General features: G+C 67.9%; 20 protein-coding genes and 1 tRNA gene. 10 read left to right on the top strand and 11 right to left on the bottom strand.

Annotated features, from left to right (window positions below; all coding sequences use genetic code 11):
• The first annotated feature begins 285 nt into the window (after positions 1 to 285).
• The 3 genes from GS4_RS06980 to topA all read left to right on the top strand — a co-directional run bounded on the left by GS4_RS06980 (position 286) and on the right by topA (position 4524).
• Positions 286 to 489: a cold-shock protein gene (locus GS4_RS06980; protein ID WP_007618922.1), complete on the top strand. Its 204-nt coding sequence runs from the start codon at positions 286 to 288 to the stop codon at positions 487 to 489.
• Between the two features lie 195 nt (positions 490 to 684).
• Complete coding sequence (locus tag GS4_RS06975) at positions 685 to 1272, top strand: hypothetical protein (protein ID WP_007618920.1); 588 nt, start codon at positions 685 to 687, stop codon at positions 1270 to 1272.
• A gap of 153 nt (positions 1273 to 1425) precedes the next feature.
• Positions 1426 to 4524 carry a type I DNA topoisomerase gene (gene topA, locus GS4_RS06970; RefSeq protein WP_007618918.1) on the top strand — a complete coding sequence of 1033 codons (3099 nt, stop codon included), beginning with the start codon at positions 1426 to 1428 and terminating at the stop codon, positions 4522 to 4524.
• Positions 4525 to 4563: 39 nt separating this feature from the next.
• On the opposite strand, the gene GS4_RS06965 is transcribed toward topA, so the two are convergent.
• Entirely contained in the window at positions 4564 to 6021 is a 1458-nt protein-coding gene (locus tag GS4_RS06965; protein WP_007618916.1) for an adenylate/guanylate cyclase domain-containing protein, read from the bottom strand.
• A gap of 172 nt (positions 6022 to 6193) precedes the next feature.
• Between GS4_RS06965 and GS4_RS06960 the strand changes: the two genes are divergently transcribed.
• Positions 6194 to 7480 (top strand): DNA polymerase III subunit delta', encoded by a 1287-nt coding sequence (locus tag GS4_RS06960; protein ID WP_007618914.1) that lies wholly within the window; start codon positions 6194 to 6196, stop codon positions 7478 to 7480.
• 763 nt (positions 7481 to 8243) lie between these two features.
• Here the strand turns inward: GS4_RS06960 and GS4_RS06955 are convergent.
• Positions 8244 to 9881 (bottom strand): acyl-CoA synthetase, encoded by a 1638-nt coding sequence (locus tag GS4_RS06955; RefSeq protein WP_007618913.1) that lies wholly within the window; start codon positions 9879 to 9881, stop codon positions 8244 to 8246.
• A gap of 126 nt (positions 9882 to 10007) precedes the next feature.
• Positions 10008 to 10922, bottom strand: coding sequence for a LysR family transcriptional regulator (locus GS4_RS06950; protein WP_007618911.1), 915 nt, complete (start codon positions 10920 to 10922; stop codon positions 10008 to 10010).
• A 104-nt stretch (positions 10923 to 11026) separates the two neighbouring features.
• Here GS4_RS06950 and GS4_RS06945 point away from each other — a divergent pair, with 104 nt between their 5' ends.
• Positions 11027 to 12154, top strand: coding sequence for a TDT family transporter (locus GS4_RS06945; protein ID WP_007618909.1), 1128 nt, complete (start codon positions 11027 to 11029; stop codon positions 12152 to 12154).
• A gap of 33 nt (positions 12155 to 12187) precedes the next feature.
• On the opposite strand, the gene GS4_RS06940 is transcribed toward GS4_RS06945, so the two are convergent.
• Positions 12188 to 12403 carry a hypothetical protein gene (locus tag GS4_RS06940; protein ID WP_007618906.1) on the bottom strand — a complete coding sequence of 72 codons (216 nt, stop codon included), beginning with the start codon at positions 12401 to 12403 and terminating at the stop codon, positions 12188 to 12190.
• A gap of 111 nt (positions 12404 to 12514) precedes the next feature.
• Here GS4_RS06940 and GS4_RS06935 point away from each other — a divergent pair, with 111 nt between their 5' ends.
• Entirely contained in the window at positions 12515 to 12943 is a 429-nt protein-coding gene (locus tag GS4_RS06935) for a hypothetical protein (RefSeq protein ID WP_007618904.1), read from the top strand.
• A gap of 25 nt (positions 12944 to 12968) precedes the next feature.
• Here GS4_RS06935 and GS4_RS06930 read toward each other — a convergent pair whose 3' ends face one another.
• From GS4_RS06930 to GS4_RS06910, 5 genes are all read right to left on the bottom strand, one after another.
• On the bottom strand, positions 12969 to 13805 hold the full coding sequence (locus GS4_RS06930; RefSeq protein WP_083862660.1) for a DUF3137 domain-containing protein: 837 nt from the start codon (positions 13803 to 13805) through the stop codon (positions 12969 to 12971).
• A gap of 72 nt (positions 13806 to 13877) precedes the next feature.
• A complete protein-coding gene (locus GS4_RS06925; RefSeq protein WP_007618901.1) occupies positions 13878 to 14147 on the bottom strand; it encodes a hypothetical protein in 270 nt (89 codons plus the stop codon).
• Positions 14148 to 14231: 84 nt separating this feature from the next.
• Positions 14232 to 14834 (bottom strand): LemA family protein, encoded by a 603-nt coding sequence (locus tag GS4_RS06920; RefSeq protein WP_007618900.1) that lies wholly within the window; start codon positions 14832 to 14834, stop codon positions 14232 to 14234.
• Between the two features lie 125 nt (positions 14835 to 14959).
• Positions 14960 to 15035: transfer RNA gene (locus GS4_RS06915), tRNA-Thr, on the bottom strand.
• Positions 15036 to 15183: 148 nt separating this feature from the next.
• Positions 15184 to 15771, bottom strand: a complete 588-nt coding sequence (locus GS4_RS06910; RefSeq protein ID WP_040509748.1) for an ASCH domain-containing protein — start codon at positions 15769 to 15771, stop codon at positions 15184 to 15186.
• Positions 15772 to 15832: 61 nt separating this feature from the next.
• On the opposite strand from GS4_RS06910, the gene GS4_RS06905 reads away from it, so the two are divergent.
• On the top strand, positions 15833 to 16507 hold the full coding sequence (locus GS4_RS06905; protein WP_007618896.1) for a 4a-hydroxytetrahydrobiopterin dehydratase: 675 nt from the start codon (positions 15833 to 15835) through the stop codon (positions 16505 to 16507).
• Positions 16508 to 16531: 24 nt separating this feature from the next.
• Here GS4_RS06905 and GS4_RS06900 read toward each other — a convergent pair whose 3' ends face one another.
• A complete protein-coding gene (locus tag GS4_RS06900; protein ID WP_051989651.1) occupies positions 16532 to 17722 on the bottom strand; it encodes an NAD(P)-dependent malic enzyme in 1191 nt (396 codons plus the stop codon).
• Between the two features lie 471 nt (positions 17723 to 18193).
• Here GS4_RS06900 and GS4_RS06895 point away from each other — a divergent pair, with 471 nt between their 5' ends.
• From GS4_RS06895 to GS4_RS06885, 3 genes are all read left to right on the top strand, one after another.
• Positions 18194 to 18865, top strand: a complete 672-nt coding sequence (locus GS4_RS06895) for a GntR family transcriptional regulator (protein WP_007618892.1) — start codon at positions 18194 to 18196, stop codon at positions 18863 to 18865.
• Positions 18862 to 20154, top strand: a complete 1293-nt coding sequence (locus tag GS4_RS06890; protein ID WP_007618890.1) for an MFS transporter — start codon at positions 18862 to 18864, stop codon at positions 20152 to 20154. Before GS4_RS06895 ends, GS4_RS06890 begins: the two co-directional genes overlap by 4 nt.
• A 117-nt stretch (positions 20155 to 20271) precedes the next feature.
• Complete coding sequence (locus GS4_RS06885; protein WP_007618888.1) at positions 20272 to 22341, top strand: DUF6541 family protein; 2070 nt, start codon at positions 20272 to 20274, stop codon at positions 22339 to 22341.
• Positions 22342 to 22371: 30 nt separating this feature from the next.
• Here the strand turns inward: GS4_RS06885 and galE are convergent, their stop codons facing one another.
• On the bottom strand, positions 22372 to 23391 hold the full coding sequence (gene galE / locus GS4_RS06880) for a UDP-glucose 4-epimerase GalE (protein WP_007618886.1): 1020 nt from the start codon (positions 23389 to 23391) through the stop codon (positions 22372 to 22374).
• Positions 23392 to 23517: the final 126 nt, after the last annotated feature.

Below are 23517 nucleotides of genomic sequence, written 5' to 3'. Positions count from 1 at the left end.
ACCGATGATACTTCTGCATGTCGGTCCGCTGAAATCTGCCAGGTTTACACGCAGTTTGGTTGTGGTGACTATCGCCCCGGGGGTGAACATGATTGACTGGTCTGGGTCGCAGCTTTCGTGGACCATCGGACTCCGATGACCAGCGAGATCGTGTTGCGTTCGTGGTACTGAAGTAGGTGTTGGCGGGGACTCCGCGGGGCTTCCTTGAAGTATGGCGGTCGGGACCGACCACGGCACGAGACCATCGTGTCGCGTCTGTTGGAATGTATGTAAAGGATTGCAGTAATGGCACAGGGAACTGTGAAGTGGTTCAACGCGGAGAAGGGCTTCGGCTTCATCGCGCCTGACGAGGGTGCGGACGACGTGTTTGTCCACTACTCCGAGATCCAGGGCAACGGATTCCGTACCCTCGAGGAGAACCAGCGCGTCGAGTTCGAGGTCGGACAGGGCACCAAGGGGCCGCAGGCCACCGGCGTGCGCGCCGTCTAGGATCGGCTTTCGCACCTGCGGAAGACACACCGCACAACTGCTCCCGATCTCGCACTGCGAGGTCGGGAGCAGTCTTGTGTCAGGGGTCTGTCTCCCGGACCGTCGCGCACGATCCCGCTGGGCGGGACGATGATCGGGTGATCTGACCGCGCGGACGGGGCGCCGTGGACACCGCGGGACAGTAATGTCGTCTCGATGGGGCAACTGTCGTTCTTCTCGGCCGAGACCGACGAGCCCGTGTTCGACGACCTCGCCGGTCTGCTGGCCGCTCATGGCCAGTCGGTCCGATCCGCCGCCGGAACCCGGGTCTCGGTCGTCGTCACCGAGTCGTGGCGTGCCGAGGCGCTCGTGGCCGAGATGCGTGCGACCGGACTCGACGCGGAGACGGCGATCTCGGACGAAGGGAATCCGATCGCGCGGACCGTGCCGGATCATCGCCTCGACGCGATGCACTCCCGATGGACGACGGGCGCGGTGAAGGCGATGCCGGCCGGCTGGGTGCCGTCACCACGTGCGTTGCGCATCTGGGTCATCGCCGCCGGGCGTCCCGATGCCGAGCGCTACCTGCTCGGCCTGGATCCGCACGATCCCGAGTCGCACGCACCACTCGCGACTGCCCTGATGCGAGCCGGGATCGCACCGACCCTGGTGGGCACCCGCGGCCACAGCCCGGCCCTGCGGGTGGCCGGCAGGCGCCGACTGACCCGCCTCGTCGAGAACGTCGGATCGCCGCCGGAACTCTCGGGAGCGAGTGCGCAGTGGCCGAGTGTCGGTGACTTCTGACACGATCGTGACAGCGCCCTGACCTGCAATTACGGGCAGGAATTCGGAAGTGGAACGATGTGCCACGCCGAAATCGGGAATCCACGTGTGCAAATAGCGCTGTATATAAGGTACAAACCACTCCAGTAGCGAGAAACAAACGAAGGACATTCGGTGGCCGACACCAGCACCACCTCTCCCGCCCGTGGGAGCGCGATCCGACGACTCGTCATCGTCGAGTCCCCGACCAAGGCCCGCAAGATCGCGGGCTACCTCGGGGCCAACTACGTGGTGGAGTCGTCTCGTGGCCACATCCGCGACCTCCCGCGCGGCGCGGCGGACGTCCCGGCCAAGTACAAGGGGCAGCCGTGGGCACGCCTCGGGGTGAACGTCGACGACGACTTCGAGCCGCTCTACGTGGTGTCGGCGGACAAGAAGTCCACCGTGACCGAGCTGAAGTCGCTGCTCAAGGATGTCGATGAGCTCTACCTCGCCACCGACGGTGACCGCGAGGGTGAGGCCATCGCCTGGCACCTTCTCGAGACGCTGAAGCCCAAGGTCCCGGTCAAGCGGATGGTCTTCCACGAGATCACCGAGCCCGCGATCCGTGCCGCGGCGGAGAACCCGCGCGACCTCGACATCGACCTCGTCGATGCCCAGGAGACCCGCCGCATCCTCGACCGCCTCTACGGCTACGAGGTGTCCCCGGTGCTCTGGAAGAAGGTCATGCCGAAGCTGTCGGCCGGCCGCGTCCAGTCGGTGGCCACCCGCATCATCGTCGAGCGTGAACGCGAGCGCATGGCGTTCCGGTCGGCCGACTACTGGGACATCTCCGCCGAGCTGGAGACGGGGGCCGACACCGAGGCCGCCAACTCGCCGAAGTCCTTCGGTGCCCGCCTCGTGTCAGTCGACGACCAGCGGGTCGCGGCCGGTCGTGACTTCGACTCCACCGGCTCGGTGAAAAAGCCCGATGGCGTCGTCGTCCTCGACGAGAGCCGCGCCACCGCCCTGGCGACCGCGCTGCGCGGTGCCGCGATGTCGGTGACCTCGGTGGAGGAGAAGCCGTACACCCGACGCCCGTACGCGCCGTTCATGACCTCGACGCTGCAGCAGGAGGCGGGCCGCAAACTCCGCTTCGGGTCGGACCGCACGATGCGGATCGCGCAGCGGCTGTACGAGAACGGCTACATCACCTACATGCGTACCGACTCGACCACCCTGAGCGAGTCGGCGATCAATGCCGCTCGGGCCCAGGCGCGCGAGCTGTACGGCGACAAGTTCGTGAATCCGACTCCGCGGCAGTACAACCGCAAGGTCAAGAACGCGCAGGAGGCACACGAGGCGATCCGTCCCGCGGGTGAGACGTTCCGTACCCCCGGCCAGGTCGCCAGCAGTCTGGAGACCGACGAATTCCGCCTGTACGAACTGATCTGGCAGCGCACCGTCGCATCGCAGATGGCCGATGCCCGCGGAACCACGATGAGCCTGCGGATCTCGGGCACGGCGTCGTCGGGCGAGCAGTGCACCTTCGCGGCATCGGGCCGTACCATCACCTTCCCCGGCTTCCTGTCGGCGTATGTCGAGACCGTCGACGACCAGACCGGTGGGCAGGCCGACGACGCCGAGAACCGGCTGCCTCAGCTCACCGAGGGCCAGGCCCTGACCGCGACCGACCTGACGGCAGAAGGCCATTCGACCAACCCGCCCGCGCGCTTCACAGAGGCGTCGCTGGTGAAGGTGTTGGAGGAGTTGGGCATCGGCCGTCCCTCGACCTACGCCTCGATCATCGGCACCATCCAGGACCGCGGTTACGTGGTGAAGAAGGGCAATGCCCTGGTGCCGTCGTGGATCGCCTTCGCGGTGGTCGGGTTGCTGGAGGCCTACTTCCAGAGTCTCGTGGATTACGACTTCACCGCGACCCTCGAGGACGACCTCGACCAGATCGCCAGCGGGCAGGCCGATCGCACCCGGTGGTTGTCGGAGTTCTACTTCGGCGGCGACGGCAGTGCGGCCGAAAGTCTTGCGCCGACGCCCGACTCGCCGGCTGACGACGACAGCGCACGATCGGGGATCGCCCGCGAGGGTGGCCTCAAGAAGCTGGTGGGCGTCAACCTGGAGGAGATCGACGCCCGCGAGGTCAACTCGATCCGGCTCTTCGACGACGAGGAGGGCCGACCGGTGTACGTCCGGGTCGGCCGCTACGGGCCGTACCTGGAGCGCAACGTCGCCGGCCCGGACGCCGAGCCCGACCTCAAGCGCGCCAACCTCCCCGCTGACATCACCCCGGACGAGCTGACCCTCGAGGTGGCCGAGAAGCTCTTCGCCACACCGCAGGAGGGGCGGACGCTCGGTACCGACCCGGCCACCGGACACGAGATCGTCGCCAAGGAAGGCCGATTCGGCCCGTATGTGACGGAGATCCTCCCGTCGGACGATGACGAGGACGGCGGCGGCGGCGGCAAGGCGCCCGCCACCGTGCCGGCCGGTCCGACCCCGCGCGACGGCGGCGAGAGCGGCGTGGTGCCGCTCGACGAGCCCTCGGGCGGCGGTGGCGCCGCGACCACCACGGCCAAGAAGACCGCCACCAAGACGGCGAAGAAGGCTGCGAAGAAGGCCGGCCCGAAGCCGCGCACCGGATCGTTGTTCCGCTCCATGGACATCCAGACGGTGACCCTCGAGGACGCCCTCAAGCTGTTGTCGCTGCCTCGGGTGGTCGGCGTCGACCCGGAGTCCAACGACGAGATCACCGCGCAGAACGGTCGCTACGGCCCGTATCTGAAGAAGGGCACCGACTCCCGCTCGCTGACGAGCGAGGAGCAGCTGTTCGAGATCACCCTCGAGGAAGCGCTCAAGATCTACGCCGAACCCAAGCGTCGGGGACGGCAGGCCGCCGCACCGCCGCTACGGGAGCTCGGCAACGACTCCGTGAGCGAGAAGCCGATGGTCATCAAGGACGGTCGCTTCGGCCCCTACGTGACCGACGGCGAGACCAACGCCAGCCTGCGCAAGGGCGACGAGGTCGCCAGCATCACGCCCGAGCGGGCGATGGAGCTGCTGGCCGATCGTCGGGCACGCGGTCCGGTGAAGAAGGCGACGAAGAAGGCCGCCAAGAAGAGCCCGGCCAAGAAGACGGCTGCCAAGAAGACGGCTGCCAAGAAGACCGCGGCCAAGAAGACCGCGGCCAAGAAGACCACCGCGAAGAAGACGGCGGCGAAGAAGACCACCGCCAAGAAGACAGCCGCCACGAAGGCGGCGACCGAGACGACGGACTGATCGAGCACTGCTCCGAGGCCGACCTCGGGCGTGATCCGGTCAGCTGGAGATGGGCTCGAGATGCGGTCGCGCGAGCAGGGTCTCGATACCGCGCCCACGTAGCTCGACGCCCTCGCCGATGTCCCAGTTGGCGGCTTCCTCGGCGGACGCGAGGAAGACCGCCCGGGCGGATCCGAGGACTCGGGTCGGTTCGTCCTTGGCGAGTTCGGTGAGCCGGGCCGCCTCGTTGACCGGATCGCCGATGACGGTGTATTCGAGTCGCTGCTCGGCGCCGATGTGTCCGGCGATCGCCTTTCCGGCGGAGACCCCGATCCCGATGTCGGTGTCACCCAGCGTCTCGTGCAGTTCGGTGCGCAGCTCGCGGGCCGCGGTCAGCGCTCGGCCGGCGAAGTCCTCGAGGTCGAGCGGTGCACCGAAGATCGCGAGTGCGGCATCGCCCTGGAACTTGTTGACGAAGCCGCCGTGGCGTCCGACGACGGTCACCACGACGCGGAAGAACTCGTTGAGCAGTTCCACGATCTCGCGCGGCGGTCGGTTCACCGCGAGGCGCGTCGACCCGACGATGTCGACGAACAACACCCCCACGTAGCGTTCCTCGCCGCCGAGTTCGGTACCCGTCTCGATCGCCTTGCGGGCGACGTCCTCGCCCACGTACCGGCCGAACAGGTTGCGCAGCTGCTGGCGCTCGCGGAGGTCGGCGACCATGTCGTTGAAGCCGGCCTGTAGGAGGCCGAGATCGCTGCCGTCGTAGATCTTCACGGCGACGTTCAGGTTGCCCGCGCTGACCTCGCTCTGAGCCTTCCGGAGCTGTTTGATCGGGTCGTTGATGGCCCCGACCACGCGGAAGATCGCGATCATGCTGAACGCCAGCGCCGACGCCGCCATCCAGAGAATCGGCCGCTGCAGGCCCTCGGCGTCGGTGTCGATGAAGTCGAAACGCTGCATGGTGATGAGACCGATGATGACCACCAGCGGTGCCAGCACGCTGACCACCCAGAAGATGGCGATCCGGCTGGTGACGCCGGGGGCGACGGCGACGTCGGGGTCGTTGGCCATGGCGGCGACGCTGATCGGACGCAGGACCTTCTCGGCCTGCATGAAGCTCAACACGCAGGTGACCAGTGCGCCGATGGCGCTGGCTATGGCCACGATGAAGGCGTTCTTGCCCGACGCGGGCAGGTTGACGACGGTGAAGATCACGCCGCCGATCAACCAGAGCGTCGCGTTGACGATGGTCAGGAGTCGCGGGAGTTTGAGCGCACGCCGGCGGGCCGACTCGTTGTCGAGGCGGGAGCGTCGGCGATGCCAGATCAGCACCGGCAGCGAGAGCTGGATGCTGAGGATGCCGCCGATGATCATCGCGACGAACAGGTAGACCGCGAAGATGATCTGGTTCAGGCCGGTGATCTCGTCGAGTGAGATGGCATCCGACAACGGCATCCCGAAGCGCAGGAAAGCAAAGGTGAAGAGCGCGCCGACCACATTGGCTCGCAGCATGTCCAGCGCCAGGATCGGCCAAGGGGTATGCGCCAGCCATCGGGCCAGGTGAAGGCCCTTTGACCACCGCGACCGTTGTTGGACCACGTTCCCTAAAATAGCTGGCTGCTTGCAATTGTTAAACACGGCTCGGCCGACGAGGACCGTCCGAACTGCACATTAGGCTGATCATGTGACAAATGTCTTCGATCGGCTGATCGGGCAGACCGCGGTGGCTGCCGACCTGGTCACGGCCGCGCGCGCCGCCCGGGGAGTGGCGAACCGACTCGACGAGGCCGATGCCGGTGCGATGTCGATGTTCGCCGACGACGATTCGCCGACCACGGCGGACGAGCTGGAGGTCGGATCACGCGCGGCCATGACCCACGCCTGGCTGTTCACCGGGCCGCCGGGGAGTGGGCGGTCGGTGGCGGCGACGTGCTTCGCCGCGGCACTGCAGTGCCAGTCCGAGGAGATCGGATGCGGCGAGTGTCGGGCGTGTGTGACCGCCATGGCCCACACCCATGCCGACATCCGGCACATCGTCCCCGAGGGACTGAGCGTGTCGGTGAAGGAGGCGCGCGAGGTCGTCCAGGCAGCGGCACGACGGCCCGGGACAGGCCGATGGCAGGTCGTGATCGTCGAGGACGCCGACCGTCTCACCGAGCAGGCCGCCAATGCGCTCCTCAAGGCCGTCGAAGAGCCGCCGTCGCGCACGGTGTTCCTGCTGTGCGCCCCGTCGGTGGACCCCGAGGACATCGCGGTGACCCTGCGGTCGCGATGCCGGCACGTGGCGCTCACGACGCCGCCTGCGGACGCGATCGCCCGGGTGCTGGTGGAGCGCGACGGCATCGACCCGGACAAGGCGACCTGGGCGGCCTCGGTCTGCGGTGGACACGTCGGACGCGCCAAGAGGCTCGCGACCGATCCCGATGCGGCCGCACAGCGCGAGAAGGCGCTGGGGATCGCCCGGAATGCCACCCGCGAGGCGACCGCCTACAAGGCGGCCGAGGACCTCGTACGGTCGGCGGACGAGGCGGCCAAGGCCATCGCCGCCGAGCTGGACGAGGCCGAGACCGAGGAGATGAAGACCGCCCTCGGCGCCGGCGGTACCGGCAAGGGCACCGCGCGGCCACCCCGCGGGACCGCGGGCGCCCTGAAGGATCTGGAGAAGCGCCAGAAGTCGAGGGCCACGCGCGTCGGTCGCGATGTGCTCGACCGCGCGCTCGTCGACCTGGCCGCGCTGTTCCGCGATGCACTCGTCGTGTCCGTCGGTGCGCAGGTGACCGCGATGCATCCCGACAAGGACGAGATGGTGGCCGGGATGGCCGACTACGCGTCGCCGGAGCAGCTGCTGACCTGCGTCGAGGCCGTCCTGCACTGTCGGGAGGTGCTCGACTTCAACGTGAAACCCAAGTTCGCCGTGGACGCCATGGTCGCGACGATCGGGTTGGCGATGAGCAAGGGTTCGCGAGTGTAGGTCTCGGGCTGGTTGGCGGGTCTGGTGTGGGCTGGGCTCGGCTCGGGCTGGCCTGGGCTCAGCTGGCGAAAATCTGCTGTGGCCGGCCCGGCCGAAATCTGCTGTGGAGGGCCCGGCCGGCCTGGCCAAAATCTGCTGTGGAGCGCGGTGGCGTGTGGATATTGCACGCGCCTGCCGGCTGGGCGGCAGATTTTGGCCGAGAGCGTGGGCCGGTCAGGCTGGTGAGGCGCGGGTGCGTGCAGAGGTCTGCCCGGGAGTGCCCGAGAGCTGGGTGCGTCGACCGTATTGGCAGGCGCGGCTCGGGTCGGGTGGTTTTGGCGGGAGCTCGGGTGGTTGTCGGGGCCGGTGACTCGTCTCTGCCTGATCACAATCTGCTGTGGAGCGGGGTGTCGTGTGGATATTGCACGTGGCTCCGCGCTGGGGAGCAGATTTTGGTCGGGGAGCCGGGGCTGGTCTGGCTGGGTATCAGCGCCGGTCGGCTCATGCTGGCCTGGCGAAAATCTGCCGCGGAGCGACCCGCCACGTGGATATTGCACGCGCCTCCCCGCTGGGGAGAGCAGTTTTTGGTCGGGGAGCCGGGGCTGGTCTGGCTGGTTACCAGCGCCGGTCGGCTCATGTCCGCTGACGAAAATCTGCCGTGGAGCGACCCGCCACGTGGATATTGCACGCGCCTCCCGGCTGGGCGGCAGATTTTGGTCAGAAGCGCCGGGGGAGGGGCCGCGCGCACTCAGCGCGGACCAACCCAGCCCCAGACCCGAACCAGTCAGTCCAGCGGGCCGGTCGGCAGCAGCCGACGGACGAGTTTGCCGGTGGGGTTACGGGGGAGATCCTCGACGAAGACGACGTCGCGGGGGACCTTGTAGCGGGCCAGGTGCGACCGGACGTGGTGTTTGATCTCGTCGACCTGCGGCTCGGCATCGGGTGCTCGGACGATGAAAGCCCTTAGCCGCGTTCCGAATTCGTCGTCCTCGACCCCGACCACCGCCACGTCGGCGACCTCGGGATGCTCGGCCAGCAGGTTCTCGACCTCGAGCGGGTACACGTTCTCGCCACCGGAGACGATCATGTCGTCGTCCCGACCCTCGATGAACATCAGTCCGTGCTCGTCGAACCGTGCCATGTCGCCGGTCGACATGTAGCCGTCGATGACCTGCTTGGTCCGTCCGTCGGTGTACCCCTCGAACGGCGCGCCGTTGCGGACGAACAATCGGCCCCGAACGTTGGAACCCGATATGGGACGGTCGTTCTCGTCGTACAGGCGGAGATGACTCGACACCGGTGCCCGCCCGACGGTGCCGGGTGCGAGGCGTAGTTCGTGCGGTTGCGCGACGGATGCGACGGCGACCTCGGTGGAACCGTAGAGGTTGTAGAGGACGTCGCCGAAGGCATCCTGGACCGCCTCCGACAGGGTCGGCGACAACGCCGACCCGGCGATGACGATGACCTTCAGTGCCGAGAGGTCGTACTTGGCAAAGACTTCGGGTCCCAGCGCGATCATCCGGTGCAGCATCGTCGGTACTGCGACGAGCATCTCCGCGCGATGCTCGGACAGGGCCGCGAGTGTCTTCTCGGCATCGAAGCGTCGCATCACCACGGTGTGGTTGCCGAGCGCGGTCCCGACTCCCCAGAGTGCAAAGCCGGTCGAGTGGAAGATCGGCGAGACGATGACCATCGTCCCCTGCTGGGGGAACGGGATCCGGTCGAGCAGCAGAGCGGTCGTGAACGGTGAGACCTTGCCGCGCCGAGCGCCTTTGGGGAGGCCGGTGGTGCCACTGGTGAGGATGACCAGCCCTGCCCACTGCTTGGGGTCCGGCGGCGACGAACTGTTTCCGTCGGCGACGATCGCCTGCAGGGTCTTCACCCCTTCGGGAACCGCACGATCGCCGTCGACCCAGGTGAGGTACCGCGGCAGCTCGGCTGGGAGGGTGTCGATGAGATCGGTGAACTCCTCGTCGTAGAGGACCGCGGCGATGTTCTCGCGCTCGACCACCTCGCCGAGTTGTGTTGCGCCGAACCCGGTGTTGAGCATCGCCAGACGCAGACCGGCGCGCCCGGCGGCGCTCAGGACGGTGACGAGGCCGCGATGGTCGCGAGCCAGGATGCCCACTACATCGCCGGTCGAGAGACCGGCCGCGATCAGCTCGTTGGCCACCGCGTTGCTGTTGCGGTCGAGTTCGGCGAACGAGATGGTGCCGTGTTCGTCGGTGATGGCCGGCGCGTCGGGATGCTTCTCGGCGCCGTGCCGCACGATCGCCGCCGGTGCGCCGATGGTCGCGTTGCGCTTCACGGCGGCCGCGACCTCGCGTGGACGACGGAAGTCCAAAGCGCCCGAACTCTGGAGGACGCGCAGTGCGCCCACGGTGTCCGACAGCGTGACGAGATGGTCGCGAATCGATGGCATCGGTGACGAGCCTCCCCCGGTCGAGATGGTCGATGCGTGGCGAGCGTGTCCACGCACTCGGCATCACTCTAGGCGAAACTGATACACCCCGTGTTCAGATTCTGCTCCGTCGCGGGTGGACCGCGGTCATGTGTGCGGGAGTTGCCGACTCGCCATGGCGATGTCCAGCAGGTCGCGGGCCGGGCCCCGCAAGGTGATCCGCGGTGACCAGACCGCCCGGAGCGCGCGCGGCATGCGCAGTCCCTCGACCTCGATGCGGGCGAGTCGGCCGGCGGTGATGTCGTCGTCGACCGACAGGCGGGACAGCACCGTCGCCGATGGGGATGCAAGGACCGCCGCGCGGATCGCGGTCACCGACCGCAACTCGATCGACGGCTCGGCCGCCTGCCGACCGGCCGCGGCCAGGGCGTCCTCGACCGTCACCCGGGTTCCCGACCCCGGCTCGCGCTGGATGAGCGGGGTGGCTGCCAGTTCGTCGACGGTGATCGACGTGCGTCGTGCCCACGGGTGATCGGGGGCCGCCACCACCACCAGTTCGTCACGGGCCACCACGGCGCTCTCGAGATCTGCTGCGGGACCAGGACTCTCGATGAATCCGATCGCCGCCTCGCCGCCGCCGACCATCGCGACCACCTCGGTGGAGTTCATCGGCCGGACCGAGATCCGGGCATCGACTCGATGTGAGAGCGTCGTGATCCAGGCGGGGACCAGGTATTCGGCGACTGTCTTCGATGCTGCGACGACGAGCGTCGCCTGTCGTTCCGCGACGAGGGTCTCGACGCTGGTCATGAATTCCGAGGCGCGTTCGACGACCCCGTTGGCCCACTCGAGGACGACCATCCCGTTGGTCGTGACGTCGATGCCGGTGGTCGAGCGCGCGAAGATCTCGACTCCCAACTCGTGTTCGACGGCGCGGACGCGGGCGCTGACCGCCTGCTGGCTGATGCCGAGTTCGCGCGCGGCCGCGCCCATGCTGCCGTGGCGGGCGGCGGTGACCACCACATCGAGGGCGGCCAGGTCAGGGAGTCGGCGCTGTACCACCTCTCGACCGTATCCAGCTCACGGTTGTGGCCACAAGCGATTCTTGTGACCTGACAATCTCAAGCCCTCTACCAGCAGATCCACGCGCAGCAGACCATCGATACATGACGATCTCGGCCCGCGACCTCCACGCCGATCCCAGTGCGCCCGGCAACGGTGGCGCGCGTGGCCGGACGGCGGACGGCTTGTTCGCGCACGTCACGCCGAACTGGTTCGCCGCGGTGATGGGCACCGGGATCGTGGCCACGGCCACGATGTCGGTGGCCGGGGAGCGGCTACGTACCGAGGCCACGATGATGTGGCTGCTCGCCACGGTGCTCCTCGTCGCGGTGTCGATCGCCTTCGGAACGCACTGGCTCGTCCACCGTGAGCGTGCCCGCGGATATGCCGACCATCCGGTGGTCGCGCTCTTCTACGGCGCGCTACCGATGGCGATCCTGACCGTCGGTTGTGGAGCCGTGTCGCTCGGCGGTCCGGTTCTCGGCGTGACGATCTCAGTGTGGGTGGGCGTCGGCCTCTGGGTTCTCGGCACGCTCGTGGGTCTGCTCACGTGTTCGGTGATCCCGCTGCGGATGCTCACCGGTTCACTCCCGACCACGCTCCCGGTGCCTGCCTGGCTGATGCCGGTGGTCCCGCCGATGGTCTCGGCATCGACCGGCGCGGTGCTGCTCCCGCATCTGCACGGTGTCGCTCGCGAAGTGCTGCTGTGGAGTTGCTACGGCCTGTTCGTCATCTCGCTGATCGCCGGGGCGGTCGTCCTGCGCATGGTGGCGCGCCGGCTGATGTTCGACGGTTGGTCCGAGGTACAGGCCACGCCGACGGTGTGGATCAGCCTGGGCATCCTGGGGCAGTCGATCACTGCCGCCAACCTGCTCGGCGACCGTTCGGCACTCGTCCTGACCGGCGATCGGTCCGGTCTGGCCGCGATGCTCGACGACTTCGGCATCGTCTTCGGATCGATCATGGTGCTGGTGGTCGCCGCCGTGTTCGCCGGGGCGACTGCGATGACGGTCCGGGCCGCTCGCCGGGGGTTGCGCTACTCGCTCTCCTGGTGGAGCTTCACGTTCCCGGTCGGCACCTGTGTGACGGGGACGGCCGCACTGGCCCATGCCGCGGGCCTGCCGTTGCTGCACATCGTCTCGGCGGTGTTGCTGCTGCTCCTGGTCGCCGCGTGGACGATCGTCGCCGTCCTGACCGTTCGTCACGCCCCTCGCTGGATCGCCGGGCCGTGATGTCGCGGCCGTGATCGCGATGGAGCCGGGATGTCACTTGTCGGAGGGTTCCTCCGCGGGGGCCACTCCACCCTCGGTGTCGTCCGACGCGAACTCGACCCCGCCCTTGGATTCCTCCGTCGACTCGGCGTTCTCGTCCTCGGCCAGCGGGTCGTAGCCGCCGGCCCCCTCGAGCACGGTCAGCTCGTTGTCGATCGCTGCCGAAACCGCCTTGGCCTCTTCTTTGACCTTGTCGATGAAATCGGACATGACGCTCTCCTCGCTGTGGGCGGGTCTCGGATTCCACTATAGGTACGCCGCCGACACGTATCGGTCGGGGCGAGGCGGTAGTGTCTCGTACACACGTACGGGAGGGGTTGAATGATGTCGTCGCTTCGTCGATGCGTGGTCGTGGTCGTCGCGGGGCTGGTCGCGATGGTCGGCGTGGCGGTGGCTGCCGCGCCTGCCGAGGCGGCGGGTCCGACGGTTCGGGTGTGCGCGAAGTGGGATGGCGGCCGACCGTACGTCGGGCCGGTGACGGTGACGACGCGCCAGTACTGGCTGGGTCCGCAGCAGACGTTGAACACCGCACCCAACGGCTGCATGATCTTCAAGCGCGTTGTCCCGCATCGTGATTATCAAGCGGTGGTGAGTCAGGAGAACGGCTTCTGTCGCACCGATCCGACCACCGGATTGAAACAGGGTTCCACCACCAAGATCAGCGGGACCTCGCGATGGAAGCGCACGGCGAGTCAGGGACAGACCTCCCTGGGCACGTTCTTCGTCCACCGGTCACACTCGTTCTGTTGACCCCTGACGGCTGATCACCTGCTGCTCAACGGTTCTGGGCAGTCATCGGGGGCGCGACGCCGCGATCGGTCCAGACGAACCGGGGTATGCCGACGGCGATTATCCGCATCGCATCGAAGATCTCGGTGATCTGTTCGGGCCGGTTGCCGACGGTCGACACCGCGACCAGCAGGTCGTCGGCGATCTCGAACTTGGTCAGCATCACGCTCCCCGCCGTCCGGCTGAGTTCCACCAGAGCGTCGATGGTCCGCGGCGTCAGCACCGCGTGGGCGAAGGCGGGATCGGTCGAGTGGACGGTGAACCTGTCGTCGAAGTCGGCCGACTCGAAGCGGACGGTGTCGCCTGTCGAGGTGTCGAGTGTGACGCCGACGGTCAGTCGGGGCAATGCCGCCGGTAGTCGGAGCGTGAAGACGTTGCGGTAGTGCGAACTCGCGAACAGCCGCCGGTTGTTCCACCAGGTGTAGTGGAAGAAGGTCGCGGGGTACGGGCCGATGCGGCCGGTCATTCCGTCTCGCAAGCGGATTCGTCGGGCACGGGTACCGGAGAACGGTGGGAAGTCCCATGCGGGCGGTGCCCCGCCGAGGCGTGCTCGGTACTCGAAGCCGTTGCGTAGCGCCCACGATCGCGTCGACGCACGACGGGACAGTTTCACCACGATGCCGGCGGGGACGAACGCGATGAGCGGGGTCGTCAGCAGCAGCATCCACGACCACGGTCGGCCGTGTCCGCTCCACCACCACGCGTGGAACGTCACCAGGCCGACGAAGGTGATCGCCGACAGGGTGTTCAAGAACCAGGTGCGCGTCCAGAACGGACCCAGGGGGTCGATCCTCGACTCCGCTGCGGTATGCGGCTGATCCACACGCTCACCGTAGCCGCCGACGCCGTGTCAGCTCAGCTGTCGGTCGGTCGGGTGAATGAGTTCCAGCGACGGCTACTTGTGTGCCTCGGAACGGATCTCGGCGATGGAGATCACCAGCGTGAGCTTGTCGTCCTCGTCGGGTTCGGAGTCGTCGTGCTCGACGATCGTCACCTGCGCGATGTTCGCCAGATTCACGATGATGCCGAGGTTCTCCTCGCCGGTGAGGATGCCCAGTGGTTCACGCTGCCGGACCACCTCCTGGAGGTACAGGAGGACGTCCTGGACCGGGTCGGAGAACAGCAGGTTGATGTCGAGTTCGTCGGACGTGACCAGAGTCGCCATGTCAACGACGATCCCAGCATCGGGGTCGGCGCACAGCGGAACCGACGAAGCCGACCGGATGGTCCTGCCGAGGGACGGTGGTGGTCAGCGACGCGTGTCGCCACGACCGAAGAGCGTGGTCACGTCGACGACCGATCGCACCTCGGGGCCGGTGATCTCGAAGTAGTCGGCTCGTGCCACCGAGTGGATCGACGCGATCGCGTTCGCCGGCACCGACTCGATCCTGGTGTTCAACGCCCGCACGTTCGCGTTGTAGAGACGACGCGAGGCCGCGATGCGATCCTCGGTGTCGGTCAGTTCACGCTGCAGCGCTTCGTAATTGCGGATCGACTGGAGTTGTGGGTAGGCCTCCGCGAGTGCGGTGAGACGTCCGAGCGCCGCCGAGAGCGAGTTCTCTGCTGCGGCGACCTGAGCGACATCGGTGACGTCTCGGCGGGCGCGGGTCGCGTGGGTGCGTGCGTCGGTCACCGCATCGAGGGTCGTCCGCTCGAAGTCGGCCGCCTGCGCGACCGTCGACACCAGGTTGGGCACCAGATCGTGCCGCCGCTGCAGTTCGACGTCGACCTGCTGCCAGGACTCGGCGACGAGGTTCCGCAGCCGGACGAAGCCGTTGTATGCGGAGAAGTACCAACCGACTGCGACCACGACCACGGCCAGGACGATCAACGTCACGATCCAGGGACTCACGCGATCACCGTATCCGCAGGTCGTGACGCCGCGTAGATGTCGGTCGGTCGGGTGAATGGGTGGTGTGCCCAGGGCAGACGCCCAGGACTCCGTGGAGCCGCCCAGGGCAGACGCCCAGGACTCTGTGGAGCCGCCCAGGGGAATCGAACCCCTGACCTATTCATTACGAGTGAATTGCTCTACCGACTGAGCTAGGGCGGCGTGCCGTCCGCAGACAGCGGTCACGAGTCTAGCGACCATCCCGCGCGGCACCAAAACCGGATCTGCTGAGATCGACCCCCTGACGGGCCGCCGAGGGCACATTCCCCTCGGCGGGTGCTCACGGGGACGATCTCAGCAGGCGAGCGCCTCAGTCGTCGGCGGTGCGGAGCCGGCCCAGCAGTTCCCGACCGCGGGGCGCGAGCTCGTACCCGACCTCGAGGCTGTGGGTCAGCCCCAACGTCTTCAACTTGCGCACGTCGAGTTTGAACGGCTGTGTCTCCCGACCGAATTCGGCGGCGAGATCGGCCGCGCGGATGGCGGGCCGACGATCGATCATCTCCAGGACCGCACGCGTCCACGGGCCGTGGGTGGAGCGGGTGTCGAGGCGCTCCAGACGGCGCGTCAGGTCGGCGACGTCGTCGTCGGAGAGGTCGGCGTCGTTGCGCAGTGCGATCCTCGGATCCTCGGCCGCCCATCGCAGCCCGACGCGGTAGACCGGATCGTCGTTCTTCCGTAACGCGCCGACAGCCTTCGCGACCGTCGGGAACCCGGCTCGACGGGCCTCATCCACGGTGATGGCGCCGACATCGGTCGGCTCGACGGACGTGACCTCGACGATCCCGGCCGACGTGGTGAACCGCGATCCGACCTTCACCCTGGGCGTCGACCAGCGGCGGAACGCGAGGTCGACGTCACCGGCGGCGATGGCCTCGGCGACGCGGGCAGGGAGCAGCACTCCCGCAGCGTATCCCGACAAGCGGGCTCGGTCGGCCCCCGACGATCCGTAGGCTCGGGGCATGACCGGTTCCACAGGCACACCAGTCACCTCCGCTGCCGCGACCGAGGCGGTGTCCGACCCCTGGCGCGTGCTGTCGAACGTGCTGCACGCGACCTACCGCACCGGCTCGATGGCCGCCGGCGGTGAGTTCGTCACCGCGGTCATCGGGGCCGCCGAAGAGGCGGGGCACCATCCCGATATCGACATCCGCTACCCGACGGTGCATCTCGCGCTGTCGACGCACAGTGCTCACCGGCTCACCGAGGCCGATGTCGCGCTGGCCAACCGGATCGCCGAGATCGCCGTCGAGCACGGGCTGACGCCGCACGAGAAGCATCCGCCCGCGGTCTTCGAACTCGCGATCGACGCTCTCGACATCGCCCGGATCGCGCCGTTCTGGCGGGCCGTTCTCGGCTACGACGAAGAGCCCGAGCACACCTCGGTCGACCTGTCCGATCCCGAGGGTCGCCTACCCGGCATCTACTTCCAGCAGATGGACGAGCCTCGACCGCAACGCAGCCGGATGCACGTCGACCTCTGGGTGCCGCACGACGTGGTGCACCAGCGACTTCAGGCAGCCCTCGCGGCCGACGGCCAACTCCTCACCGACGAGTTCGCGCCGGAATGGTGGGTGCTCGCCGACCCGGAGGGCAACGAGGTCTGTCTCTGCACCTGGCAACAGCGGGAGGACTGACCTCCGACCTGTCGGACAGCCGGGTCAGCAGATGCCTTCGGCGCGGGCGGTGTCGGCGACTGCGGCGGCGACTGCGGGTGCGACGCGTTTGTCGAGTGGGCTGGGCACGATGCGGTCGGCGGCGAGGTCGGGTGCGACGACGGAGTAGATGGCTTCGGCAGCGGCGATTTTCATGCCTTCGGTGATGCGGCGGGCGCCGGCGTCGAGGGCTCCGGCGAACACGCCGGGGAAGGCGAGGACGTTGTTGATCTGGTTGGGGAAGTCGCTGCGTCCGGTGGCCACGATCGCGGCGTGTTTCGCGGCGAGATCGGGGTGGATCTCCGGGTCCGGGTTGGACAGGGCGAACACGATCGATTGATCGCTCATCGATGCGATGAGGGTTTCGTCGACGGTGCCCGCGGACACGCCGAGGAACACGTCGGCGCCGGCGAGGGCGTCGGCGGGGCCGCCGGTCAGCGCGCGCGGGTTGGTGCGGGCGGCCAGGTCGGCCTTGACGTGGTTGAGGTCGGTGCGGTCGGCGGAGACGATGCCTTTGGAGTCGAGGACGACGATGTCGGAGATCCCGGCGGCGAGCAGGATGTTCGCGCACGCGACGCCGGCGGCTCCGGCTCCGGAGATGACGACTTTCAGGTCGGTGATGGGGCGGTCGAGGACGGTGACCGCGCCTTTGAGGGCGGCGAGCACGACGATGGCGGTGCCGTGCTGGTCGTCGTGCATGACCGGGCAGTCGAGGGCTTCGATGACGCGGCGTTCGATCTCGAAGCAGCGTGGTGCGGAGATGTCTTCGAGGTTGACCGCGCCGAAGCTGGGGCGCAGGCGGATCAGGGTCTCGACGATCTCGTCGGGGTCTTTGGTGTCGAGGACGATGGGGATGGAGTTGAGGCCGGCGAAGGTGCGGAACAGTGCCGATTTGCCTTCCATGACCGGTAGCGAGGCGCGGGGGCCGATGTCGCCGAGCCCGAGGACTGCCGAGCCGTCGCTGACGACGGCGACGAGGCGGTCGGTCCAGGTGTACTTGTTGACCAGGTCGGCGTCGGCGTCGATGGCGCGCGAGACCTGGGCGACGCCGGGGGTGTAGGCGATGGAGAGGTCGCGTTGGGTGTCGATGGGGCCGCGTAGTTCGACGGAGAGTTTGCCGCCGACGTGGGCGAGGAACACCTCGTCGTCGGTGATGGGGCGTTCGGTCACATCCGCGGATCCGATCGGGTCGTGCAGATCGGTGCTCGGGTAATCATCTGCCGTGCTGGTCACGGTCTCTCCTTCGTACACGGCATCGCCGTCGCCGCGGACCTCGATGTCTCGCGCTGACCGGCGTCGTAGCCGTCGGTGGTTCGGATGTGGGTCCCTCGAGACGGTCGGAGGGGTGATCGCGATGGATCCGACTCGACGCTCCGCTGCTCGCGCAGGTCGACGGTCGGTCGGCCGCGGCGTCGGGCGGAGGTGCTCCACTGGCGGACCACGGCTGCGCATTGGTGATGCGCACACATGGAACCCAGTCAGTCTGCCACCCGGTACGAGGCGAAAGCAATTGAGCATCGGCGCTGGTAAAGCTCACAATCGCTGCACCGAGCGTGTGCTTTCGCCCGCCGACCGAGCAGACGCTCGGTCCCACCTGCGGCGTCGTCGCTGTGACACCCGTGACACAGGGGTCGAAATCCGCTGGACGGCGAATCTAAGATACAAGTTGTGTCTAAGGAATCGTCGGCCGCTGAGCGGGTCTACCAGGAGGTCAAGGATCTGATCTTGACCAGCCGACTGCCCGGTGGTGAGTTGGTGAGCGAGGGTGAGATCGCGACCCGCTGCTCGGTCAGCCGCACCCCGGTGCGTGAGGCCTTCCTGCGCCTCGAGACCGAAGGGTGGATGAGGCTGTATCCCAAGCGGGGTGCGCTGGTGGTGCCGATCGCCGATCGCGAGGCGCGCGACGTCCTCGACGCGCGGTTGCTGCTGGAGATCCACGCGGTCGAACGCGTGGTCGTCGACCATCTGTCGGTCGCCACCCTGGGAACTGCCCTGCGCGCGAACCTCGCCGCTCATCGTGCTGCCGATCGCGCCGACTTGGGCGAGTTCACCCGGCTCGACCTGGAGTTCCACCAGTTGATCGTCGCGGCCGCCGACAACCCGTTGCTGTCGGATTTCTATCAGGGCCTCGGGGAGCGTCACCGTCGGATGGTGACCGCGAGTGTGCGACGCGACGACCAGGTCACCGACCGCATCCTGGCCGACCACACCGAACTCGCCGAGCTCATCGAGGATCTCGACGCGCGGAGGTTCGGCACGAGACTGGCGCGGCACATGACCGAGGTGCATGCGGTCCCGGGGACCTCCGGTGACCGCCGATCGGCAGGGGAGGACGCATGACCCCGTCGAAGATCCAGGCCTCGAAGATCCAAGGATCGGGAACAGCGGTGTCGCACACAGCGGTGTCGGGTGTTCAGGCGCCGACGTCCGTCGGGCGAACCGGTCGCTGGGTGCCGGTGTCGTTGGCGATGTTCGCCTCGGCCTGGGGCGGCAACGAGTTCACCCCATTGCTGGTGATGTACCGGGAGGGCGGTTCGCTCTCGGGTATCGCGGTCGACGGGCTCCTCTTCGCCTACGTGCTCGGCATCATCCCGGCACTGCTCATCGGCGGGCCGTTGTCGGACCGACTCGGTCGCCGCGCGCTGATGCTGCCCGCGCCGGTGTTCGCAGCCGTCGGCTCCGCACTCATCGCGGCCGGCCCGCACTCCCTGGCGTTACTCGGTGTGGGCCGGGTCTTCAGCGGTGTCGCGTTGGGGTTGTCGATGGCGGTGGGAGGCACTTGGCTGACCGAGATCACCCGCACCGAGGGCCGCCCGGCTGCAGTCGGCGCGCGTCGTGCGGCCATGAGTCTCACCGCGGGGTTCGGGATCGGGGCCGGCCTCGCGGGCGCCCTCGCGCAGTGGGGGCCGTGGCCGCACGTGTTGCCTTACCTGGTCAACATCGGTATCGCCGTGGTGGCCGTCGCCTGGGTGGTGAGGACGCCGGAGACCCGACAGCGGGCCGAGCAACCGGGCCGGCTGATCGACGACCTGAAGATCCGCGGGCTGACACACCGTCGGTTCCTGCTGGTGGTGCTCCCGCTGGCACCGTGGGTCTTCGGGGCCTGCGGTGTGGGCTACGCGGTCATCCCCGCTCTCTTCACAGAGGCGACGTCGGCGGCACCGATCGCCTTTGCCGCGTTGTGCTGTGTCGTCGGGCTGACGGCCGGGCTGGGCATCCAGATCGCGGGTCGTCGGATCGACCGACCCGACGGTGTGCGCGGCGTCGCGGTGGCCTTCGGCCTGCTCGCCGTCGGGATGGCCCTCGCCGCAGGGGCGGCCGCTTCCGGTGCGATCTGGCTGGCGCTGGTCGCCTCGACCATGCTGGGCGGTGGATACGGCATGGCGATGATCGCGGGCCTGCTGGAGGTCCAGCGGTTGGCACCGCCGAGCCGGCTGGCCGGCATGACCGCGGTGTTCTACAGCTGCACCTACCTGGGCTTCGCGATGCCCATGATCCTGGCGTGGATCGCCGAGCAGTGGTCGGTCGGCTATCCCGCGATGTTCGGCTTCGGGGTCGCCGCTGCCCTCGCCGGACTGATTCTGGTCGCGGCGGTGCATCGAATGCTGCGACGGCCGACTCGGACCTGAGGCGGCTCGCCACCCGGAGCGGCCCGAGTCTGTCGCCGGAACCCGCCCGGTAACCTCCAACTACAGTTCTCGGCGGCTGACGGGAACACGATGGACACGGGAGGTGGGCCGGTCGTGATGCTGGGTGCATGGGTGACCCTGCTGACGGCCCTGATCCTGGTGGTCCCGGGAGCGGTGGTCGCACGGCGCGCGGGCCTACCGTGGCCGGTCGCGGTCGCCGCCGGCCCGCCGGTCACCTTCACCATCGTCAGCCTGGCCACCGTCCTGTACGGAGTGATCGGCTTCGAGTGGAATCTGGTGACCGCCGCGTTGGCCCTGATCGCCGCGCTGGTCCTGGCGTGGGGCCACGACCGACTGTTCCGTACCCGACCGGGTCGGCGCCTCACCGCGATGGTCGGTGCGCCCGACATCGACGGCGATGCGGGCGCAGCCGACGGGGCTGCGGACCCGCGGATCGGACGCCGAGGCGTGCTCGCGCTGGTGGCGGGTGTCGCAATCGGAGCCGTGATCATCGCGATCACCTGTATTCGCCCGCTGGTCAAGACGGCACCCGGTGGGCTGGAGAACATCTCGCAGGTCTGGGACTCGCTCTGGCACGCCAGCTCGCTGCGTTTCATCCATGAATCCGGTGTCGGTTCGGCGCTGCGCATGGGCGAGCTGATGAACTACGACACGCACGGGTTCAACTACTACCCGAACACGTGGCATGCAGTGGGCGCGTTGCTCTTCCCGATCACCGACGCCGACCCGGTCGAGCTCTACAACACCTATTCGCCTGCGGTGCTGGCCATCACGATCCCCTTCGGGGTGGCCGCCCTGGCCTACTGGCTTGCCCGCCATCGCTTCTCGGCCGACCGCTCCGCGTTCCTGGCCGGGGTGGCCGCCGCGATGTCGGCGCTGTTCAGCTCGCTCCCGTACGTCGAGATCCAGCTGACGTCGGTGCCGAATGCGGTCGGTGTGTCACTGGCGCCGATCGCCGCGGTCTTGACCATCGGCGCGGTCCGGGACGCGCGACGCATCGTGCCCGCCGCGGTGGCACTCGCCGGGGTCACCGCCACGCACCCGTCCGGACTCGTGTTCGCCGCGGTGCTGGTCGGACTGTGGTGGCTGTTCGAGGCGCTCTGGCGACCGGCCCGCACCCGACTCGTCGACTTCGCGTCGCTGGTCACGATCGGCGTGGGCGCGCTAGTGCTCAGCCTTCCGGTCATCCTGGGCACCATCCGTATCGCCGACAACAACGAGCTCGCCGGCTTCGACTTCCGCGACGAGAGCGCCGGGATGGTCGATGCGCTCGCGCAGGGTGCGTTCAACGGCACCATCCCGCTCGAGCGGACCTACCCGATCTGGGAGCTGGTCCTCGCCGCGGCCATCGGCTTCGTCGTGCTGATCTGGGCGCGCTGCTGGGCGGGTCTCGCTGCGTGGCTGGTGTTCGTGCTGGTGACGGCCAACTCGGTGGTCGCGCTCGGGCCGCTATCGTATCCGCTGGGCACCGTAGGCGGCTACTTCTACAACTCGGGTCACCGGCTCACGTTCGTCACCGCGATCTTCTCCGCCGCGGCCGCAGGTGTCGGCATCGGCGCGCTGGTGCTGGCTGCGGCCGCAGGCGTGTCCCGACTGATCCGCACTCGCCGCGACGCGTCCACCTGGGTCACCCCGGTCGCCGCGGTACTGCTCTTCGCCCTGATCGCGGTCGGCGGGGTGTTGCGCTACCCCGACAACGCGATCATCGCGAGCAAGGAGCGGGACGGTCGGTTCGTCGGTGCCGACGACATCGCCGCATACGAGTGGCTGGCCGCCCAGCCGGACATCCGCGGCACCGTGGTGCTCAACAACCTCGACCAGGGCACCGGCTGGCTCTACCCGGTGACCGGACTGACCCCGCTCTTCCCGTTCTATCGGGCCAACAGTTTCTCGCAGCGGCAGCGCGACCTGTTCTGGGGCGTCGCGCAGATCGGTGCCGATCCCGAGATCGATCGCATCGCGCGAGATCTCAACGTGCACTACGTGATCGACAGCCCGCCGAGCTACTGGGAGTTCCAGCGCGGCGTCCCCGATCCCGAGAACGGTCACCAGGGCGACCCGTTCCTGGAGTTGCGGCAGAAGGGTGCACCCGGACTGACGCCGGTGTTCACCCGCGGTGAGGCGACGGTGTACCGGGTCGACGACTCGGTCTTCGCCACCGGCTGACCGGTTCGACCGATCCCCTCCGAGGGCAGATCAGGCGTCGGGGTAGCCGTTCGGGTTCTCCGACTGCCAGCGCCAGGTGTCGACGCACATGTCGTCGATCGTCTTGTGCGCGAACCAGTTCAACTCGGCGTTGGCGCGCGTCGGATCGGCGTACGACGCGGCGATGTCCCCGGGGCGGCGGGCGGCGACCTCGTAGGGGATCTCCCGCCCGCTGGCCCGGGAGAATGCGCGGACCACCTCCAGCACCGAGACGCCCTGTCCGGTACCGAGATTCCAGATCGAGATCGGGTCGGTGCCGGCGCTGATGCGGTCCAGTGCGGCGACGTGGCCGGCCGCCAAGTCGTCGACGTGGATGTAGTCGCGCACGCCGGTGCCGTCCGGGGTGTCGTAGTCGTCGCCGAACACCGACAACTTGTCGCGCCTGCCCACGGCCACTTGAGCCACGAACGGCATCAGGTTGTTCGGGATGCCGCTGGGGTCCTCGCCGATCTGGCCGCTCGGATGCGCGCCGACCGGGTTGAAGTAGCGCAGTGCGGCGATCCGCCACCGGTCGTCACTCGCGGCGACGTCGCGGAGCACCTGCTCGATCATGACCTTCGTCCAGCCGTACGGATTCGTCGCCGACGTCGGCAGGTCCTCGGTCATCGGCAGGGCCGGCTCGGCGCCGTAGACGGTCGCCGACGACGAGAACACCAATCGGTGCACTCCGTGCCGTTCCATCGCGCGCACCAGCGAGAACGTGGAGTCGAGGTTGTTCTGGTAGTAGTCCAGCGGCTTCGCGACGGACTCGCCGACTGCCTTGTATCCCGCGAAATGGATCACCGCGTCGATCTGCTCGTGCGCGAAGAGGTGGGCGGTCTTGTCGACGTCGGTGAGGTCTATCGCGTGGACCGGGATCGAGGCGCCGGTCAGGCTCTCGAGTCGGTTGACGACCGTGGGTTTGGCGTTGCTGAAGTCGTCGACCACGACGACCTCGTGACCCGCCTCCACCAGGCGGACGACTGTATGGGACCCGATGTATCCGGCACCGCCGCTGACGAGAACACGCATGGGCACCACGGTAGATGCCGACGCTGTGGCGATGCATCCGAGGAGCTGAACGGATCATGTGGGCGGCCGGGCCGCTGATCGAGACCCCGGTTCTCCACACGTGCTGATTCCGCGCTGTGTTCAACG

It is taken from the genome of Gordonia soli NBRC 108243, from assembly GCF_000334455.1.
Classification (GTDB): Bacteria; Actinomycetota; Actinomycetes; order Mycobacteriales; family Mycobacteriaceae; genus Gordonia; species Gordonia soli.
The sequence above is the reverse complement of the archived record's forward strand: the minus strand, read 5'-3'. Positions and strand labels throughout refer to the sequence as shown.

What these genes read in the sequence shown, in the direction of transcription:
- GS4_RS06890 (WP_007618890.1), top strand. Translation starts at nt 18,862, where the DNA reads ATGACCCCGTCGAAGATCCAGGCCTCGAAGATCCAAGGATCGGGAACA.
- GS4_RS06945 (WP_007618909.1), top strand. Translation starts at nt 11,027, where the DNA reads ATGACGATCTCGGCCCGCGACCTCCACGCCGATCCCAGTGCGCCCGGC.
- GS4_RS06935 (WP_007618904.1), top strand. Translation starts at nt 12,515, where the DNA reads ATGATGTCGTCGCTTCGTCGATGCGTGGTCGTGGTCGTCGCGGGGCTG.
- GS4_RS06925 (WP_007618901.1), bottom strand. Translation starts at nt 14,147, where the DNA reads ATGGCGACTCTGGTCACGTCCGACGAACTCGACATCAACCTGCTGTTC.
- GS4_RS06980 (WP_007618922.1), top strand. Translation starts at nt 286, where the DNA reads ATGGCACAGGGAACTGTGAAGTGGTTCAACGCGGAGAAGGGCTTCGGC.
- galE (WP_007618886.1), bottom strand. Translation starts at nt 23,391, where the DNA reads ATGCGTGTTCTCGTCAGCGGCGGTGCCGGATACATCGGGTCCCATACA.
- GS4_RS06975 (WP_007618920.1), top strand. Translation starts at nt 685, where the DNA reads ATGGGGCAACTGTCGTTCTTCTCGGCCGAGACCGACGAGCCCGTGTTC.
- GS4_RS06965 (WP_007618916.1), bottom strand. Translation starts at nt 6,021, where the DNA reads ATGCTGCGAGCCAATGTGGTCGGCGCGCTCTTCACCTTTGCTTTCCTG.
- GS4_RS06955 (WP_007618913.1), bottom strand. Translation starts at nt 9,881, where the DNA reads ATGCCATCGATTCGCGACCATCTCGTCACGCTGTCGGACACCGTGGGC.
- GS4_RS06905 (WP_007618896.1), top strand. Translation starts at nt 15,833, where the DNA reads ATGACCGGTTCCACAGGCACACCAGTCACCTCCGCTGCCGCGACCGAG.
- GS4_RS06885 (WP_007618888.1), top strand. Translation starts at nt 20,272, where the DNA reads ATGCTGGGTGCATGGGTGACCCTGCTGACGGCCCTGATCCTGGTGGTC.
- GS4_RS06940 (WP_007618906.1), bottom strand. Translation starts at nt 12,403, where the DNA reads ATGTCCGATTTCATCGACAAGGTCAAAGAAGAGGCCAAGGCGGTTTCG.